Annotated in this window: 17 protein-coding genes; 5 read left to right on the top strand and 12 right to left on the bottom strand. The window is 39.2% G+C overall.

Features of this window, described 5'->3' with window-relative positions; all coding sequences use genetic code 11:
- Positions 1–9: 9 nt before the first annotated feature.
- From ATS74_RS02650 to prmB, 3 genes are all read right to left on the bottom strand, one after another.
- Positions 10–387: a DUF4112 domain-containing protein gene (locus tag ATS74_RS02650; protein ID WP_058547386.1), complete on the bottom strand. Its 378-nt coding sequence runs from the start codon at positions 385–387 to the stop codon at positions 10–12.
- 121 nt (positions 388–508) lie between these two features.
- The gene (gene aroC / locus ATS74_RS02645) at positions 509–1606 is read right to left on the bottom strand and encodes a chorismate synthase (RefSeq protein ID WP_058547385.1); all 1098 of its coding nucleotides are present in this window, start codon (positions 1604–1606) and stop codon (positions 509–511) included.
- Between the two features lie 62 nt (positions 1607–1668).
- Entirely contained in the window at positions 1669–2604 is a 936-nt protein-coding gene (gene prmB / locus ATS74_RS02640) for a 50S ribosomal protein L3 N(5)-glutamine methyltransferase (protein WP_058547384.1), read from the bottom strand.
- A 149-nt stretch (positions 2605–2753) separates the two neighbouring features.
- Between prmB and smrB the strand changes: the two genes are divergently transcribed.
- Together smrB and ATS74_RS02630 are read left to right on the top strand one after the other, a co-directional pair.
- Entirely contained in the window at positions 2754–3311 is a 558-nt protein-coding gene (gene smrB / locus ATS74_RS02635; protein WP_058547383.1) for an endonuclease SmrB, read from the top strand.
- Between the two features lie 16 nt (positions 3312–3327).
- Complete coding sequence (locus ATS74_RS02630; protein ID WP_058547382.1) at positions 3328–4269, top strand: AEC family transporter; 942 nt, start codon at positions 3328–3330, stop codon at positions 4267–4269.
- Between the two features lie 2 nt (positions 4270–4271).
- On the opposite strand, the gene ATS74_RS02625 is transcribed toward ATS74_RS02630, so the two are convergent.
- From ATS74_RS02625 to sixA, 3 genes are read right to left on the bottom strand one after another with little or no spacing between them, the layout of a single operon-like run.
- Positions 4272–5009, bottom strand: coding sequence for an SDR family oxidoreductase (locus ATS74_RS02625; protein ID WP_058547381.1), 738 nt, complete (start codon positions 5007–5009; stop codon positions 4272–4274).
- 5 nt (positions 5010–5014) lie between these two features.
- A complete protein-coding gene (locus ATS74_RS02620; RefSeq protein WP_058547380.1) occupies positions 5015–5368 on the bottom strand; it encodes a RidA family protein in 354 nt (117 codons plus the stop codon).
- A 19-nt stretch (positions 5369–5387) separates the two neighbouring features.
- Positions 5388–5858: a phosphohistidine phosphatase SixA gene (gene sixA / locus ATS74_RS02615; RefSeq protein WP_058547379.1), complete on the bottom strand. Its 471-nt coding sequence runs from the start codon at positions 5856–5858 to the stop codon at positions 5388–5390.
- Between the two features lie 192 nt (positions 5859–6050).
- On the opposite strand from sixA, the gene ATS74_RS02610 reads away from it, so the two are divergent.
- The gene (locus ATS74_RS02610; RefSeq protein WP_058547378.1) at positions 6051–8774 is read left to right on the top strand and encodes an insulinase family protein; all 2724 of its coding nucleotides are present in this window, start codon (positions 6051–6053) and stop codon (positions 8772–8774) included.
- Between the two features lie 55 nt (positions 8775–8829).
- Positions 8830–11088, top strand: coding sequence for a sensor domain-containing protein (locus tag ATS74_RS02605; protein WP_058547377.1), 2259 nt, complete (start codon positions 8830–8832; stop codon positions 11086–11088).
- A gap of 690 nt (positions 11089–11778) precedes the next feature.
- Here the strand turns inward: ATS74_RS02605 and putP are convergent.
- A complete protein-coding gene (putP, locus tag ATS74_RS02595) occupies positions 11779–13254 on the bottom strand; it encodes a sodium/proline symporter PutP (RefSeq protein WP_058547375.1) in 1476 nt (491 codons plus the stop codon).
- 333 nt (positions 13255–13587) lie between these two features.
- On the opposite strand from putP, the gene ATS74_RS02590 reads away from it, so the two are divergent.
- On the top strand, positions 13588–14811 hold the full coding sequence (locus ATS74_RS02590) for an EAL and HDOD domain-containing protein (protein WP_058547374.1): 1224 nt from the start codon (positions 13588–13590) through the stop codon (positions 14809–14811).
- Between the two features lie 85 nt (positions 14812–14896).
- Here ATS74_RS02590 and ATS74_RS02585 read toward each other — a convergent pair whose 3' ends face one another.
- From ATS74_RS02585 to ATS74_RS02565, 5 genes are read right to left on the bottom strand one after another with little or no spacing between them, the layout of a single operon-like run.
- Entirely contained in the window at positions 14897–15628 is a 732-nt protein-coding gene (locus ATS74_RS02585; protein ID WP_058547373.1) for an MlaA family lipoprotein, read from the bottom strand.
- 9 nt (positions 15629–15637) lie between these two features.
- Positions 15638–16888, bottom strand: a complete 1251-nt coding sequence (ccmI, locus tag ATS74_RS02580; protein ID WP_058547372.1) for a c-type cytochrome biogenesis protein CcmI — start codon at positions 16886–16888, stop codon at positions 15638–15640.
- On the bottom strand, positions 16888–17349 hold the full coding sequence (locus tag ATS74_RS02575) for a cytochrome c-type biogenesis protein (RefSeq protein WP_058547371.1): 462 nt from the start codon (positions 17347–17349) through the stop codon (positions 16888–16890). Before ATS74_RS02575 ends, ccmI begins: the two co-directional genes overlap by 1 nt.
- Positions 17349–17918, bottom strand: coding sequence for a redoxin family protein (locus ATS74_RS02570; RefSeq protein WP_058547370.1), 570 nt, complete (start codon positions 17916–17918; stop codon positions 17349–17351). Before ATS74_RS02570 ends, ATS74_RS02575 begins: the two co-directional genes overlap by 1 nt.
- Entirely contained in the window at positions 17915–19885 is a 1971-nt protein-coding gene (locus ATS74_RS02565; RefSeq protein WP_058547369.1) for a heme lyase CcmF/NrfE family subunit, read from the bottom strand. Before ATS74_RS02565 ends, ATS74_RS02570 begins: the two co-directional genes overlap by 4 nt.

Here is a 19885-nt window from a genome sequence, read left to right as displayed (position 1 = left end):
TGTTTAGTATCAGTTAGCTAACTGGCTATTCAAGTATTTTTTTAAAAGCCGCGTGTTACGGGTATTGGCTTTAAAAAATGCATCAAATATATCGCCAAAAAATGGCACTAAGCCACCTATAAAATCAATGAGCATATTAATAATCATTTTACTCTTTATACGTTTACTCACGCCTAAGCGCTGCGCTTCTATTAGCACATAGCTTGATAAAATAAGTCCTGCAGCATCCCCTATTACGGGTATTAAGCCAATCACCGCCTCTAGCCCTATGTTAAATTTAGTAAAAGGGATGCCAATGCTGCTATCGGTTAATTTACTAAAGCGCTCTAATCGGGCTATTGCAGCTTGAGTTTTTAGCTGTGAATGTTCATTAATATTATCGTTCATGATTACTCCTCTCCTTTTTTACAGTATATAGGGCTTACTTGAACAACTCCTGAAAGACTTTTAAGCAAATTACAGGCACAAAAAAACGCGGTAGTCCGCGCTTCTTTGTAATTATAAACGGTTAAACAGAGCCGTTTATCGGCCCATGCTCGTGGTTTACATGCGGGTTTTGTCCGCGTTGACGCAGTAAATGGTCCATTAATGTAATAGCCATCATTGCCTCAGCAATAGGGATTGCACGAATACCAACACACGGGTCATGACGACCTTTGGTGATCATCTCAACCGCTTCGTTGCTTGTATTAATGCTCTTACCTGGAATAGTAATACTTGATGTTGGTTTAAGCGCAATAGAGGCAATAATATCTTGCCCTGTAGAAATACCCGCTAAAACACCACCCGCATGGTTTGATGTAAAACCTTCTGGGGTTAACTCATCGCGATGCTCTGAGCCTTTTTGCTCTACTACATCAAAGCCATCACCAATTTCAACGCCTTTAACGGCGTTAATGCTCATTAGTGAATGCGCAATTTCAGCATCTAATCGGTCAAATACAGGTTCGCCTAACCCTACAGGTACATTGCTCGCCACTACCTTAACTTTAGCGCCTACAGAGTCACCTTGTTTTTTTAGGTCACGCATGTACTCGTCAAGTGCTTCTAGTTTGCTTGCGTCAGGGAAAAAGAATAAGTTGTTTTCAACTTCATCCCAATCGTAACTTTCGGCTTTTATTGGGCCAAGCTGACTTAAGCATGCTTTAACTTCAATACCATGAAACTGCTTTAAGTATTTTTTAGCAATTGCGCCTGCTGCTACACGGATTGCCGTTTCGCGAGCAGAAGAACGACCACCACCGCGATAATCTCGCAGGCCGTATTTATGCCAATAGGTGTAATCGCCGTGACCTGGGCGAAATACGTCTTTAATTTTGCCGTAATCTTGTGAGCGTTGATCGGTATTTTCAATCAATAAACCAATACTAGTGCCTGTGGTTTTACCTTCAAAAACGCCTGCTAAAATTTTTATTTGATCGCTCTCACGGCGCTGCGTTGTATAACGGCTTTGCCCTGGCTTTCTGCGATCTAAATCAATTTGTAAATCAGCCTCTGTGATCTCAAGGCCTGCGGGAGTACCATCAACTACGCCGCCTAATGCAACGCCGTGGCTCTCACCAAAGGTGGACACTTTAAATAACTGCCCTATGCTATTACCTGCCATTAACTTTCCTCATTCCTAATGACTACCAAAGTAGCCGAGCACATTTGGCTCGGCCTTAAAGTTTATTTTGCAAAATACGCGTCAAGCTGTGCTTTACTAATTACAAAAACACCTAACCCACCTTGTTCAAACTCAACCCACTCAAACGGTGCGCCCGGATATAGTGCATCCATATGTACCATAGAGTTACCAACTTCTACAAATAACAAACCGTTATCAGTTAGATGCTCGCTTGCTTCGCTTAAAATTGTGCGAGTAACATCGAGGCCATCGTGCCCCGATGCTAAACCAAGCTCTGGCTCATGATGAAATTCACGCGGTAAATCAGCCATATCTTCGGCATCAACATACGGTGGGTTTGCCACTATCAGGTCATATTTTTGACCTGGTACGCCGCTAAATACATCGGATTGAATAGGTAATACGCGTTCACTTAACATGTAATCGCTAATATTTATATCAGCTACCTCAAGTGCTTCATACGAAATATCTACTGCATCTACTTGCGCGTCTTCAAATGCTTGTGCAAGCGCAATAGCAATACATGCAGAGCCCGTACATAAATCTAAAATTCTATTTACCGATTGCGGCTCTTCAAGCCATGGTGCAAATCTGTTAGCAATTAATTCTGCAAAGGGTGAGCGAGGGATCAATACACGTTCATCAACATAAAACGGCATACCAGCAAACCATGCTATGTTTGTTAAATAAGGTACTGGGGTACAATCGTTAATACGCTCAGCTATTAGCCCTGCAAGTTGGTTTTTTTCTGTACTTGTTAAGCGCGCGTGCATTAATTCTTTTGGCGCATCCACAGGTAAACTAAGCGCAGGAAGTAACAAGCTTACGGCTTCATCCCATGCGTTATCGGTACCATGTCCAAAAAATATACCACTACTTGCAAATTGGCTTGTAGTCCAACGTAACCAGTCATGTAAAGTTGACAGTTCTGCAACAGCTTCTTCAAGTGTTGCTTCTTCTATTTGTAAATCACTCATATATTTTACCTGTATTAGCTTACTGACTGTTTTAATCTTTAAGACGATTGCATTGCCTATATTGGCTGGGCAAATTACAATTGCACTTCATTTGATATTGTACCGCCTTTTGCGCTGCGTTTTTACGTTTTTTTGTTTAGGTAATAGTTATGAAAAAAGACACACCATCACAATCTTCCCTAAGCAACGACGACATAGACTTATTTCGTCAAACAATCACAGGCGCTAAGGTATTTAAACAAGATACTCATCGTTTTGATACAAAGCCTAAGGTGTCACAAGCAAAGCAATTTGCCCAGCAAAAAAAGCAGGCACAATCTGAATTTTATTTTTCAGATGAGTATATTCCCGATATTGACACCCATGGCACCGTAAATTACGTAAAAGAAGGTGAAGATACCTTTTTACCAAAGCAGTTGCGCCGTGGTGATTTTGCACCCGATTTAACCCTGGATTTACATGGATTAAATAAAGAAATAGCCAAAGATGAACTGGCTGGGTTAATACACGAATGTAAAAAGCGCCATTATTACTGCGCTTGTGTAGTGCACGGTATTGGAGGCGGTATACTAAAGCATAAAATTCCTCAATATTTAGTGCAGCACCCAGACGTAATTGCAATGCACCAAGCCCCATTAGAATATGGCGGTAAAGGCGCGGTGCTTATTTTAATTAATTTACCGCAAAGCGATGAATTTAGACGCTAAATAAGGACATAAACCAGTGCATATTTTTTCAATTATATTCCCGCTAATTTTTATAGTTGCACTGGGTTATGGCTGTTGCCGAGTTAAGTTTTTTACCGAGCAACACATAGCAGGACTAAGTAAATTTACTTTTTATGTCAGTTTACCTGCTTTTTTAATACTCAATATGTCGCAAATAAACCTGCAGCAAAGCATTAGTTCTGGGGCATTTTTAAGTTTTTATATCCCGGTATTATGCGTATTTGGGCTCGGTATTTTAATTGATCGTTTTTATTTAAATAAGCCATACCCAAATAAAAAAGTCATAAACTATCAACAGCATAGCGTATTTGGTTTAGCCGGTAGTTATTCAAATATGGTATTGGTAGGCATTCCCATTGTAATAGCATCGCTTGGTAAAGAGATGATAGCGATTGCATTTATGATCATCACTTTTCACAGCACATTATTATTTGCACTCACCTTTTTAATTGGCGCAAAGGGAAATGCTAAAGACTTCTCGTGGTATAACTTTGCAAAAAGTATGGTGTTAAACCCAATTGTATTGAGTATTGGCTGTGGTTTAATTATTAATGTATCGGGGGTAACGCTGTTTGATGATCTAGCCAAGGGCATCGATTTATTGGCAAAACCAGCTATTCCATGTGCTTTATTTGTATTAGGTGCCAATTTAGTATTTTATAAAATTGCCTCAAATTGGCTGCCTGCGCTTGTATCTTCCATATTAAAAATACTTATTTTGCCTGCTGGTGTATTTTTTGCCGCAACATATATTTTTCAATTAGATGAACAAATAAGAAATGTACTTGTGCTACTTAGCGCATCACCCGTTGGGGTTAACGCATACCTTATTGCGAGTCAATTAAAGCAGCACCAAGCGACACTTGCAGGAACCGTAGTGCTATCTACTATATTATGTATGCTAAGCTTCACCTTTTGGCTAGCTATACTCTTGTAGCGTTACAAGCCGCCTGAAACATCAATAAAACTTCCCGTAGTGAATGAAGCATCACTAGAGGCTAAAAAGTAGATTGCTTTAGCAACTTCCTCTGCCTTACCACCTCTACCAAGCGGTAGCTTATGCTTTAAATTATCAACCCTGTTGGGCTCACCGCCATCTGCGTGCATATCTGTATAAATCAGCCCTGGGCGAACGCAATTAACTCTTATGTTACGCGTAGCAACTTCTTTTGCTAAACCAATTGTTAATGTGTCTATGGCCCCTTTTGAAGCGGCATAATCTATATACTCGTAAGGCGCACCTGTTTTAGCAGCTCCCGATGATACATTTACTATACTAGCACCACTTAACATTCTTTTTAGCGCTTCTCGACTACATAAAAATGCGCTTGTTATGTTTGTACTCAGAATATGGTTTATACGCTCTGCGTCCATTTCTAGTAACGTCATTTGACCTTTTAATATACCTGCATTGTTTACCAATACATCGAGGCGGCCAAAGGTTTCATCTATAAATAAGAATAAAGCCAACACATCAGGCTCATACGATACGTCAGCTTTAAATATCTCAGCTTTTACGCCAAACATCCTTATTTTTTCTGCCACTAATTGTGCACTTGCTTCGTCAGCTTTATAGTTTATACAAACACTATACCCTTGCTCTGCAAAATATAATGCTGTTGCAGCACCTATCCCACGACTTGCTCCAGTTATAAGTACTACAGGAGGTTTAGTCATTTAGGCTAAGCTTTTAAGGCCGCTACAACAGAAATCTCAACTAGTAATGCGTCGCGTGCCATTTTAGCCTCTACACATGCTCGTGCTGGTGCATGTCCCTCCGGTACCCACGCATCCCAAACAGCGTTCATATCGGCAAAATATTCCATGCTTTTTACGTAAATAGTCGCACTTAACATATGCTCTTTTGAGCTACCTGCTTCATTTAATAATAGCTCTACTTTGTCGAGCATAGTTTGTGTTTGCTCTTTAATATCTTTTTGCGCATCTGCACATACTTGACCGCACAAATATACAGTTCCATTATGTTTTACAATGCGGCTCATACGCGCACCTGTTTGAAGGCGTTCAATAGTCATTTTTACTTCACTCAGTTATTTAGACGTTTGCAGGGGCATTAATACTTAAATAACTACTGCGCTGAGTTTGCTCATCGTAGTTAATTACAGCAACTGCACCTGTATTAAAAATTGGCATATTGCCTGGGCTCAACTGGTCAACTAAATAGCTAACAATTGGCATATGAGAAACTACAAGCCACGTATTACACTCGGGATGTGTAGCGATAAGGGTTTCGAGATAATCTGCGGCAACTTGCGGCTTCCCTTGTGGAATAACATCAGGCGTTGTTTCGCTAAATGTAAAAGCATTATTTTTAGCTACGCCATTTGCCGTTTGTTGTGCGCGAATGTAAGGGCTAACTAATAGCGCATCTGGGTGAAAATTTTTATTGAGCCAAATACCCATTTTTTCGGCTTCGTCATGCCCTATTTGGGTTAAATTTCTAGCCGCATCATCAGCCTGCATTGGAGCAGCTTCGCCGTGGCGCATTATTAGGATTGTTTTCATAAAAAATCAACCGATTAAAGAATATAAAACAGTAGCCAGTTTGCCCATTTGTCCGCTATATTAACAACATAAACCTATTTATTTCTTAAATAGTTCTTTCATGAGATTCAGGTAATTCTTTAAGCTGCATTTCGCTTTCCTGAAGCCATCATCTGTTGTTAACAAGTAAACGTTTAGTTTCAGGAGCATCATTTGAATATCAGTCGCAATGATAACAGAGCATACCGCGCCATTACACTGGACAATGGTCTAAAAGTACTATTAGTGCAAGATAAAGATTCAACAAAAGCGGCTGCATCTATGGCAGTAAATGCAGGACATTTTGACGATCCCCTTGATAGGCAAGGCTTAGCACACTTTTTAGAGCATATGCTTTTTTTAGGCACAGACCAATATCCTGATTCAGGCAGTTTTAATAATTTTGTCTCGCAAGCTGGCGGCAACACAAATGCGTGGACCGGCACAGAGCACACCTGTTACTTTTTCGATATTAACAACCAAGAATTTGAAGAGGCTCTTGCACAATTTAGCCGCTTTTTTATTGCGCCTTTATTAAACCCCGCAGAAACAGAAAAAGAACGCAACGCAATTGAGGCCGAGTTTAAGCTAAAAATAAAAGATGATGGCCGCCGCATTTACCAAGCACATAAAGAAACAGTCAACCCTGCACATCCATTTGCTAAATTTTCGGTCGGTAACCTGCAAACCTTAGCAGATCGAGAACGTTGTATTAGCGATGAGCTGCGTGACTTTTTTAATAATCATTATCAAGCACAGTGGATGACATTGGTCATATGTGCAAATGAAGAACTGGACACGCTACAGAGTTGGACTCAGACCTATTTTACCGCGATCAATGGTAATAAAAAGCTTAAAAAGCCCGAAATAAGCGAGCCACTTTATCGAAAACAAGATTTAGGTAAGGTATTACACATTGAACCTCACAAACATATGCAAAAGCTTATTGTTAGTTTTGCTATGCCAAATATTGATGACTTTTATCGCCATAAAACAGTGAGCTTTATTGCCCACTTATTGGGCTATGAAGGCGCTGGTTCGCTTTATTCAATTTTAAAAGAGCAAGGCTGGATCAATGCGCTTTCTGCTGGTGGTGGTATTAATGGCAGCAACTTTAAAGATTTTAATATTAGTTTAGCCCTAACTGATGAAGGAATTGAATACTTTGAAGACATTATTGAAATGGTATTTGAATACATTTGCCTAATTAATAATAACACTGAAAAGCTACCGCGTTTATACCAAGACAAAAAAAACCTTTTACAAATTGCATTCGATAACCAAGAAAAATCGCGCTTAATTGATTGGGTAAGTAACTTAAGCATTAACATGCAACATTATGACGAAGCCAATTACGTGCAAGGCGATTACCTAATGGAAGGCTTTAAAAAGGCCACCCACGAAATGGCTATGCAATGGTTAACGCCGCATAATATGCGTATTGTGCTAATACATCCAGATGTAGAGCCAGAGCACAAAACGGCTTGGTATAATACTCCTTACAAAGTTGAACAAGTATCGCAAAGCTGGCTTGACGCGCTGAGCGATATTAATAAGCCTTTGGCCGAAATGCTACTGCCTACTGCCAACCCTTATTTAACAAAAGAAGTCATACTATACGATGTTGAAAAACCTCAAACAAAACCTGAGTTACTTGTTAAAGAACCTGGTTTTGATTTTTGGTTTAAACAAGACAACACCTTTCGCGTAGCTAAGGGCCATTTTTATTTAGCCATGGACTCTGACTTTGCCGTTAAAGACGTAAAACACATGGCACTAACTCGGCTATTCACCGATTTATTTATGGATAGTGTTGGTGAGCAGTTTTACCCGGCAGAATTAGCCGGCCTTAGTTACCATTTAACATCGCATCAAGGCGGGTTGACACTTCATACAGCTGGGCTTTCATCTAGCCAACTAGAGCTTGTTGATCAATTAATCGATGCTTTATTTAATGTAGAAATTTGTGCAAAACGTTTTGCTGAATATAAAAAGCAGTTAGTAAGACATTGGCGTAACAGTAATCAAAATAAACCGGTGAGTGAGCTATTCAGTATTTTAGGCGCTAAAATAATGCCATGGAACCCAAGACCAAGTGAACTCGCATCGGCTTTAAAAAACACATGTTTTCAGCAATTTAATGAATTTAGAACAGACTTTTTTAAAGCACTGCACGTAGAGTCATTCTTACATGGTAACTGGCAGCAAAATGACGCCATTGCATTTCAAAAGAAAGTAGCTGATCACTTAAAGCATGCCACCATAATTGAAGATTTGCGCCGCCCACTATTTGAAATTCAAAAAGTGACACGTTACGAGCTAGAACTCCCGTGCAGCGACCACGCAATGGTTATTTATTACCAAGCGCAAACAGACAGCGTGACCGAAAAAGTAAAGATGATGGCACTTAATCACTTAATTAATCAAGATTACTTTAATGAACTACGAACAACACAGCAGCTCGGTTATTTAGTAGGTGCAGGTTATGCCCCTTTTAACACTCGAGCTGGTATGGCGTTTTACATTCAGTCACCTAAATTTGATGCCAAAACTTTATTGCGTCGACATAATAGTTTCATTAACAATTACCTTGAAAATATTGACGCGCTTGACGAGCAAAACTGGCAACAACAAAAGCACGGGTTAAGTACGCATATTGCCGAAAAAGATAAAAACCTACGTCTTCGTTCACAGCGTTTATGGTTAGCTATTGGTAATAGAGATCATGAGTTTCATATGCAGCAACGACTCTTAGAGGCACTAAATGCACTGACTCTAAAAGATTTAAAAGCATATGCGCTTACATTATTTAATGAAGATAGACCAAGGTATGAGCTATTAAGCTCGGCAAAAGTGAATAAATCTCAAAATATGCCCCTTTGCTCGCAATCTCTTTGACTCTAGGTTGGGCTTGTTTTAAATTATCATTTGTAAATTAGAAGTAATAAAACAAATGATAAAAACAACAATAATAAAATTAAGCATGCTTGTAGTACTTGCTTACTCATTTAAGCTTTTTGCTTTTGAGTCTTCATTTAATTACAACTCAGACAATATCCTCATACTAGCAAGCGCTATTATAGCGCTTGCTTTGCCGTACCTGTTATTTGTTATTTATAAGCTTAGACGTTCACGCCGTCAACTTCGCCTCTCTGAAAAACGCCTTAAAAGCACCGTTGAAGGCAGCGGTGATACACTTTGGGACTGGAATATTAAAACAGGCGAAGTTATTCGAATTAACGACAAATACTTAATGGACTCAACAACCTTGATGGGCTTTCCGCCAAATAAAGGTCTTATACACCCTCACGACATAAACAACGTTGAACATTTATTAAAAGTCCATTTTGCTGAGCAATCTGCTTTTTTTGAAGCAACCTATCGAATTAAAGATACATTTGGTCGCTGGCATTGGGTTCTTGACCGCGGGAAAATAATTGAAAAAGATGCCAATTTATCTCCCCTAAGAATGACCGGCACTGTACGCGATATTTCACAGCTAAAATCGACTGAAGAGCGCTTAAACCTTTTTGCTAAATGCGTAGAGTCGCTCACTGATGCACTCGCTATTTACGACAAAAACTTTAAATTAGTTGATATAAATCCCAGCTTTTTAACTTTATTTGGTGGCGTGCGCGAGCAATACTTAGGCAAAGACTTCAGTCTATCTGGGTATGAGCAAAGCTATACAGATAAAATTATTGACATTGTTAAAGAGCACGAACACATTCAACAAGAAGTAAAACTACGTAATAGCGAGCGAGTTTTATTGCCAATCGAAATTTCGATAGATGAAATTAAAAACGATCAAAACCAAATAACTAACTATGTAATTGTTTACTCGGATCTAACTGAGCGAAAAAAAGCTGAGTCGCAACTGCATAATTTATCAAACCGAGACCGTACAACGAGTCTCCCTAACCGAAACTTATTTTTTACTGACCTACAAAAGCTTGTAAAACTAAATTCTCATCATGCTCTTTTAGTGTTTGATTTAGATAACTTTAAAAAAATAAACGACTCGTTAGGCCACCAACTTGGTGACAGTTTGTTAGCTAAATTAGCAATGCGTTTAAACAAATTAACACGCGAAAACGATGTATTTTATCGTTTAGGTGGGGATGAGTTTGCACTCGTTATGTCAGACACCAACGACATACATGTCATCACCCGTATGGCAAAACAGTTTTTAGCAGCTATTGCCACCCCATTTAAAATGGCTGGTCACGAACTTGCAATTACCTCTAGTGTTGGCATTGTGTTATTCCCCGAAGATGGCAATACGCCAGAGCTTTTATTAAAAAATGCCGATACCGCGATGTATCACGCTAAAAAGAAAGGTAATAGCTACTTATTTTTTAACGACACCATGAACCGCCAAGCAGTTAAGCGCCTACAAATAGAAAACTTAATGCGATTTGGTTTAAAAGAAGATCACTTTGAAGTGTATTACCAACCCAAAATGAATATTCGAACCGGAAAACTAACCGGTATGGAAGCATTGGTGCGCTTTATCACACCTAAAAAAGGTATTATTAGCCCAGGTGTATTTATACCTATAGCCGAAGAAACCGGGCAAATAATTGAAATTGGTGAAGTCGTTTTAAATAAAGCCTGCCGAGATGTAAAAAAGTGGCTAGATGATGGCTTATTTAGTGGCCGAGTGGCTGTTAACTTATCAGCAAAGCAATTTAGCTTACCTGATTTAACCTCGCGTATTGATGTCATTTTACAAAAAAATGAACTGCCTTCTTATTTTTTAGAACTAGAGATAACCGAAGGCACTGTAATGGATGATCCTAAAGATGCTATAGCTATTATGCGCTCTTTAAGCGCGCGAGGCATTCATTTGGCAATGGATGACTTTGGCACGGGTTATTCATCTTTAGCGTATTTAAAGCAATTTCCGCTTAATACTTTAAAAGTAGACAAAGCATTTATTGATGACATGAAAACTGAGCGTGGCCGCAATATGGTCGACTCAATCGTCACCATTGCACATAACTTAGACTTACATGTTGTTGCCGAGGGTGTTGAGCAGGCAGATCAAATAGAAATACTTAAAAAACTAAACTGTGAAACGGTTCAAGGTTATTACTACTCTAAACCATTATCAAAAGACGAATTTACTGAGTTTTTAAAACAACAACAAACCAAAGCAGCGCCTAGTTTAATTACAAAGCAAAAAAAAGCGATTTCAATCGTTAATTAAGGTCGCCAAACACACGCACTAAAGCCTATATTGCGCAGTAAAGTTCTACGATAATGTAGGCTAAACAGACACCACGCTACAGGTCCTAAGGTCCCACCTAACAATAACCAGCGTTTTACTGGCATGCCTTTTTTAATAGCTTCAAAATACATCACAGCAATAAATAAACAGCTTATTAAAGCAAATAGCAAAGCTATCCCCCCTTATTTAATAGCTCAAAAATAAGGCAGCAGTTTAACTACAATAAAGTAAAATTTAAAGCTCTGTACAACTTAAACTCTAGTGAAGAGATTTACTAACATTTTAAAACACTCAACCATTGAATTTATTACTCTCAAGCAAGCGTTTTCAGTCAAAGAAAATAAGTTTAATACCCAACAATGCTCTATTGTAAGTAAATTAACGCAGCTGTCGGCATGCAAAGGTGTTATTTAGTCGCTCCAGGCAATTGCTCATGAATTATTCTACTTCCTGCATCCATGCAGTCGTATATCAGAGATTTTTAACGTAATTAGCGCCAGATTTAATCTTTCAGATTGACTAAATATTATTGTGGATTGGAATTAATTGAGTAAATTAGTATAAGTATTTCGCAGGTTGATATTAGCAAATTTTGAATATTAAAAAGGCCAGAAGTTTGCACCTCTGGCCTTTCGTTTCTTATAAAAAACTAAATAAATTAGCTAATTATTAAAGCTCTTTTTCAACTTCATCAAATAAAGCGGTGATGTTTTGCTCTGGCTCTTTGGTCGCTAAGCTAACAACAATCGCAATACTTGCTAAAATAAAGCCAGGTACAATTTCGTACATGTAGCTGCTCAAGCTTTGTCCATCAATAGTAAATGGAGAATATATCCAAACCAATACTGTTCCGGCACCTACTAACATACCCGCTAGCGCACCTTCAAAGTTCATACGCTTCCAGTACAGGCTAAATAACACAAGTGGACCAAATGCAGCACCAAAGCCCGCCCACGCGTTACTTACTAAGCTTAAGATTGAGCTATCCCTGTCATATGCAAGGTAAATTGCACACATAGCAACAGCTGCAACACTAATACGACCAACAGTTACAAGCTCTGTATCACTTGCTTCTTTGCGCAGAAATGTTTTGTAAAAATCCTCAGTTAAAGAGCTTGAACTAACCAGTAATTGTGAAGAAATTGTACTCATAATTGCAGCTAAAATTGCAGCTAGTAAAAAGCCAGCAATTAATGGGTGGAATAAAAGCTCTGAAAGAATTAAGAAAATTGTCTCAGGATCATCAACCACAATGTTATTTTCGTATGTATAAGCTGCACCAAATAAACCAGTGCCTACAGCTCCGATAGCGGCAACTATCATCCACGTCATACCAATACGGCGTGCTGTTGGCATATCTTTAACGCTGCGCACAGACATAAAGCGAACAATAATATGTGGCTGACCAAAGTAGCCTAAACCCCAAGCCATTGCCGAAATAATACCTAATGCAGAGCCCGCGCCTATCCAGTTAAGCATATCTGGATTTACGCTGTGTAAGGTAGACTCAAGTGGTTGTTCTAATAAAGAGTATGCAACCGTTGGCACTAAAATAAGTGCAACAAACATGATACAACCTTGCACAAAGTCAGTTAAGCTCACAGCTAAGAAGCCGCCAAATAAAGTGTACAAAACCACAACACCTGTTGTGATATAGAGGCCCATCTCGTAACTTAAACCAAATGAACTTTCAAATAATTTACCGCCGGCCACAACACCTGACGAAGTATAAAGAGTAAAGAAAACAATAATTACCACGGCAGATACAACACGTAGCAAGTTAGATTTGTCGTTAAAACGGTTTGAGAAGTAATCCGGGATGGTGATAGAGTCGTTAGCTTTTTCTGTGTATACACGCAATCTAGGTGCAACTAACAGATAGTTAAGCCAAGCGCCAATTACAAGCCCTATAGCAATCCAGGTACTGCTAAAGCCAGTAACAAACATCGCGCCAGGTAGACCCATTAAAATCCAACCACTCATGTCTGACGCACCAGCTGATAGCGCCGCAACACTTGGTGAAAGACTTCGTCCACCTAACATATAACCAGAGACATCACTTGTAGATTGTTTATATGCATATAGTCCGATACCTAACATTACAATAAAGTATAACGCTAGTGAAATAATCATTCCTGTTTCCAAATTAGCCTCCGCACAATAATTAAATAACAGGCTTTTAATCCGAATAATGACTCTTAAAGTTTTATAGTTAAGACACTATTGGGGTAAAAACCATTCTCGATGACTATATCATGCCTTTTAAGTAGATCTCCAACTAGTTACATTTTCTTGATTTAAAAATATTCATATTGCATGTTTTTACAACAAAATAACAAAAACAAATTAAAATAGGTAAATAAAACCTCTATTTATTAATGATAACTTCTTAATCCCACTAATATTAGTAATGCTATTTTGAATCTTTTGCCATATATTATTACAATACTTATAATTATAATTTCAACGGAACTGTTTATGTATTTTTACGCCGCGCGCCAACCTATCTTAAATCGAGAAAAAGAACTCATTGGTTATGAGCTTTTATTTCGTGATGGCGTTGATAACGTATTCCCAAACATAGACGGAGATGAAGCAACAACTCGATTAATTGAAGGTAGCCAATTTAACTTTGGTCTAGAAGATTTAACCGATAACAAGCCGGCTTATATTAACTTTACCTTAGAAACCCTGCTAAAAGGTTACCCTAGCATGCTAGGTAAAGATGATGTTGTAGTAGAAATACTTGAAACCATACAGCCCGGCAAACGCTTATTAGCGATTGTTAAAGACTTAAAAGATAAAGGCTATACGATTGCATTAGATGATTACATTCATCAGCCAGTTTGGCGTCATTTCTATCCGTTTATAGATATTATTAAAATAGACTTTTTATCGTGCGATGTAGATACAATAAAAACCATAATTAACGATTTAAAACCGTATCCACATATTAAGTTACTTGCCGAAAAAGTTGAAACATACGACATATATGAGCAAGCATTAGATCTAGGCTTTGACTACTTTCAAGGGTTCTTTTTTTCAAAGCCTGAAATGGTGCAAAGTAAAGCGCTGCCACCTTCAGAGATGGCCTTAGCTGAGCTTTTATACGAAACTTCTAACGTTGATATGGATCTTAAAAAAATTACAGATGTTTTTGAGAGAGACGTAAACCTATCGTACAAGTTACTTCGTTATTCTAACTCAGCAGCATTCGCCCGACGCGCAGAGATAAGCACTATTAAACAAGCGCTTATTGTTTTAGGCGCTAACGAAATTAAAAAGTTATTATCACTACTGTTTGCCGCACAGGTGTCTGCCGATAAACCTGTAGAGCTAATTAGGTTATCACTTACTCGTGCTCGCTTTGGTGAGCTACTTGCAATATCTCATGGTCAATTTAAAGATACCGGTATGGCTTTTTTAACCGGCATGATGTCGCTAATGGACGCCATATTAGATGAAAGCATGGAAAGCGTAATGAAAAAACTTCCCCTTTCTAACGATATTAAAGCGGCATTATTGGAAGATGAAGGGTTACTAGCTAAATATTTAAATCTTGTTAAATATTATGAGCAAGCAAATTGGGAAGCAGCTAATGCGCTTACTAAAGAGCTTAACCTTGGTGATAAAGTACCCGACGCCTATCACGAAGCCCTAGGTTGGGTAAGTGAACAAATGCAGTTAATGGTTAACGAATAATAACCTGTAATTTGAAACTAAAAATGCCAGCACATTTGCTGGCATTTTTGTTATGGTTAGCTAAACACTTAAGCCATAATTACGCTTATAGACTTTCTAAGAAGTCTTCATCAAAGTCTTCAGGTTCTTCTTTAATCGGCGGGTTACCGTCATATAGTTCATAAATTTGACGCTGAAAATAAATATCTTTTACAAAAAGGTACGGATCAAGTGAATCATTTAATAAGCCTTCTTGAGGGATAAGTGACGCTCTAGCTTCTACAGCTTTTAATACAAACACTAAAATAGTTTGTGGTGTAGTAAGCGCGACTTCCGGTAAAACAAAGTTATCAACTACGTCACCTGTTAAGTTACGTGCAGTTGTTGGTCCCATTGCAGGCAGCATTAAATAGGCGCCGTCTCCTACGCCCCACACACCTAACGTTTGTCCAAAATCTTCATCTACATGATTCAAACCTAATGAACTAGCTACATCAAATATACCAAATATACCTACAGTTGAATTCACTAAAAAGCGGGCGAGGCTCACACTTGCATTGCCTGGTTTACCTTGAAGGCCAGCGTTAATCATGTCCACTGGTGCAGAAATATTATCAGTGAAGTTCACTATTGAATTCCTAACCGGGACAGGCGTTACTTCAACGTACCCTACAGCGACAGGACGTAGAATATAGGCATCAAGTACATCCATATTAAAGTCGTACAATGGACGGTTAATATTTTGTAGTGGATCTCGTTCATCCACTTTATTTTCTGGTACTTGCGCACACCCTGCAAGTATCAGTAAACACAAAAAAGTAAAACTATGCTTTAACATCTAATGTCCTTAAGGTATTAATGTATCAATTGTAAGTGTGTAGTCACTTACATTTTTACGTGTTAGTTTATCTGAATGCCCTTCTAGCTCACCCGAACTTGGCATAACCGATTCATCTTTAGATATTCGCGCAGATATAACGATATCTTGTGCACTTGATAAGTTTAACCCAGCAACCATTGCATTCGCATCTGTTAATTGCACGCTCATTGGAAAGCTATACTCTTTAAGCTTTACAACAGCCAGCGGCATGGGTGAGCCCTGCGCTGCTTTTGCAAACACAAATAAAATACCACTTTCTGGTTGTTGTTGTTTAAGCTCATCTGTCAGTTTTACTGTTACATTAATAACACTTTGTGTTGTAACGGGTAAAACAGAGCCTTCTGCTTGCATTTGCTCTTCAATATCAGCGATACGTCCTGCTATCATTTCATAACGTGTATCATTTTTTTGCATACTGGCAAGAAGCACTTCGAACGCAGCTTTAGCTTGAGGCCAATCTTTTCGCTCATAAGCTATTAACGCTAATAACGATATTGCATCTAAATTAGTAGGCTCAACTTTTAATACCTTCGAAAGCATACCCGCTGCACGGGTCATGTTAGCTTCGCTGCCCTCAAGCAATAAAACTTGGCTGAAGCTTATTAACACTTGCATGTTATCAGGGTTCATTTGCAGTGCTTTATCAAACGACTGCTGCGCCATATCAAACTCATTAAGTGACATAGCAACGCGGCCTAATAACATCCAAGCAACTTCATCATCGCCTGTTTGGCTAAGCTTTGTTCTAAGTGCTAAAGCAAATGCTTGTAGCTCATTTTGACTAAGTGGCTCTCCTTTTTGCATAACAGCACGTTCACCGTAATCAGCAAGATTGTCCATTGCATCATGCCATGCAGAAATTTGTTGCTCACTTCCGGTAAATGTATAAAACACACCGGTCAAAGCAATAACAAAAGCAGCACCCGTTAATGCAAATATACGGTTATTACCTTTGCTGTTTAACGATTTTTCAGGTGATAGCTCGTTAAGCAAACGGCGTTTTAACTCAATAACCGATTCATTATGATTTTTTAAATCTATACGTTGGTTATCTAAATCGGTTTGTAATTCAACTAAACGCTGCTCATATATACTGATAAGCTCAGCATTAGCGTTGTGCGTAATAGTTTGCACTCGCTCTTTTTGTAAAAAAGGTAACGCCACGAATGCGATAGCAATTAGTGTGAGTAAAGCAAAACACGCCCACATTAAAATCATTAACTTTGCTCCTGACGTTTGTTATCAGCGATTAGCTTTGCAAGCAATGCTTCATCGCTACTGCTCCACGTTTGCTTTACAGACGCTTTACGCTGACGAATTACAATAAAGCCAAAACCAATAATCACTATGAGTACTGGTAACACCCAAAGCACGAGCGTAGCCGGTGTAACAGGAGGATCGTAGTGAACAAAGTAGCCGTACCTATCAATCATGTAGTCAATTACTTCGTCTTTTGTTTTGCCCTCTTTTACAAGTACCAAAACTTTATCGCGTAAATCTTTAGCAACAACAGCATCCGAATCAGCAATATTCTGATTTTGGCATTTAGGGCAGCGAAGCTCTTTAGTTAACTCTTCAAAACGCACTGCTTGCTCATTATTATCAAACTGATAACGATCAAGTTCAGCGTTTGCGGCCATGCTTATAAAAAAACTAAGGCTTAATAGAAAAAATCTCATTAATTTAGCTCCTGCATAACGGGTGCAAATTTAGCGCGCCATACCCGAGGATTTATATCGCCCGTATGATGCAGTAGTATCTTGCCATTTTTATCAACTAAAAATGTTTCTGGCGCACCCGACACGCCTAAATCAAGCGAAAGTGTTCGGTGCAAGTCTAAAATATTAAATTGGTACGGATCACCCGCGCGACCAAGCATATCTGTTACATCTGTGCGCAAAGCCTGCATATCAAATGGGCCATCAAAGTCAGCGTCGTAACCTTGTACATAATAAAGGCCAATAATTTTAACGCCTTGCTCACGTAACTTAGTTAAATAGCCAAGCTCTACCAAACATGTTGGGCACCATGTGCCCCACACATTAAGTAAATACACCTCGCCTTTTAACGACTCGTTAGTCCAGCGTTTGTCGTCTTGCATTAAATCAGGCAGGTTAAACGCTGGCATATCTTGGCCTAGTCGCCCAGTTTGAATCTCTCGCGGGTTTGCAAATAACCCTTGGTATAAAAATACACATACAAAAGCAAACACTAAAAGCGGTGCAATAGCTAAAAGTTTACGATTCATAAAGCACTCTCCGATTCAGCCTTACGCGCTGTTTTAGCTGATGTACGATAGCGTTTATCAAATAAAATCATAAACCCTGCGAATGACATTAGTACACCACCAATCCAAATCCAGCGAACAAATGGTTTATGGTAAATTCTAAGTGACCATGCATCGCCACTAAGCTGCTCACCTAACGCTAAATATAAATCACGTTTAAAACCAGCATCTATTGCAGCCTCGGTCATAAATTGCATTCCGATGTCATATTTGCGTTTTTCAGCGTGTAAACGTGTTACTAGCTCATTATTTTTAAGAACTGATACAACGCCTGCATGACCACTGTAATTTGGCCCTCTAATAGTCTTAACGCCATCAAAGCGATATTCATATTCGTTAAGCTGAGCTATGTCACCTGGTTTCATTGATACATCACGTTCAACTGAATAAGCAGACGTAAGTGATACACCAGCAATAATAAATGCAATACCAATGTGCCCAAGCACCATAGCCCAATAACTTACAGTAAAGCGTTTTAAACCTTCAATTAAGGTGCCATGCACAGCTGCTTTGGTGTAAATATCAATCCCTGTTGATAAAGCAACCCAAACTGCAAGTGTTGTCGCTAATAATGTAAGTGGCTTTACGAGCTCGTAACTTGAGAATAACCAAGCGCAAGTTATTACTACACTCGCTAATACACCCATTAAAATTTTGTTTTGCAAAAAAGCCCATTTATTTTGCTTCCAGCGTAAAAATGGCCCTATTCCCATTAAAATAGCGAAAGGCACTAATAAAATTGCAAACATTTTATTAAAAAACGGTTCACCAATAGAAATGCTACCTAAGCCCATTTCTTTATGGACCATAGGTAATAGCGTACCTAACATAACAATTAATGTAGCAACCACTAAAAATATATTATTAAGCCACAACGCCACTTCGCGCGATACAAACTTGTACCGACCTTCGCTGTATACCTGCGATACACGCAGTGCATACAAGGCTAAGCCGCCACCTACAACAACACCTAAAAAAGCGAGTATAAATAAGCCCCTATCAGGATCTGTAGCAAAAGCATGCACCGATACAATAATGCCCGAGCGCACAATAAAGGTGCCTAACAAGCTTAATGAAAAACCAGCTATTGCTAATAACACCGTCCACGATTTAAATATACCGCGTTTTTCGGTTACGCTTAACGAGTGCAATAATGCGGTGGCTACAAGCCAAGGCATCAGCGCTGCATTTTCTACCGGATCCCAAAACCACCAGCCGCCCCAGCCAAGCTCCGAATAAGCCCACCAACTGCCAATAGTAAGACCTAGGCCTAAGAAACCCCAAGCGGTCATTGTCCATGGGCGTGACCATTTAGCCCATGTGTTATCAAGCTTACCTGTTAAAAGTGCGGCAATAGCAAAAGAAAAAGCAACCGATAGCCCAACATAACCCATGTACAGTAGTGGAGGATGAATAATCATTCCAGGGTCTTGAAGTAGCGGGTTTAAGTCGCGCCCTTCAACAGGAAAATAAGGTAATAAACGCTCAAAAGGGCTTGAAAGTAATAAGGTGTACATCATAAAACCTACACCTAAAAACCCAAGCACGCCCAATACACGCGCACGTAGTACCCACGGCAGCGATTTAGATCGCACAGCTACCGCTGCGGTCCACCCTGCTTGCATAACTAGCCACAATAAAATGGCGCCTTCATGGCCACCCCAGGTAGAGGTAACTTTATAATACCAAGGTAATGTACTACTAGAATGATACGCCACATACGATACGGTAAAATCATCCGTTAAACTGGCATAAATAAGCGCTGCAAACGAAAGTAGTACAAAAGCAAATTGCCCAACAGCTAATGAAGGGGCTGCACGCATTAAACGAAGATTACCGGTATGCGCGCCCCAAAGCGGAAAAATACACAGTAAAACGCTAAGCACCATGGCAAGCGTTAAAGAAAAATAACCAAGTTCTGGGATCAT

This window comes from Pseudoalteromonas sp. H103, from assembly GCF_001469205.1.
Lineage (GTDB): Bacteria > Pseudomonadota > Gammaproteobacteria > Enterobacterales > Alteromonadaceae > Pseudoalteromonas > Pseudoalteromonas carrageenovora.
This window is presented reverse-complemented; position numbering and strand designations above follow the sequence as displayed.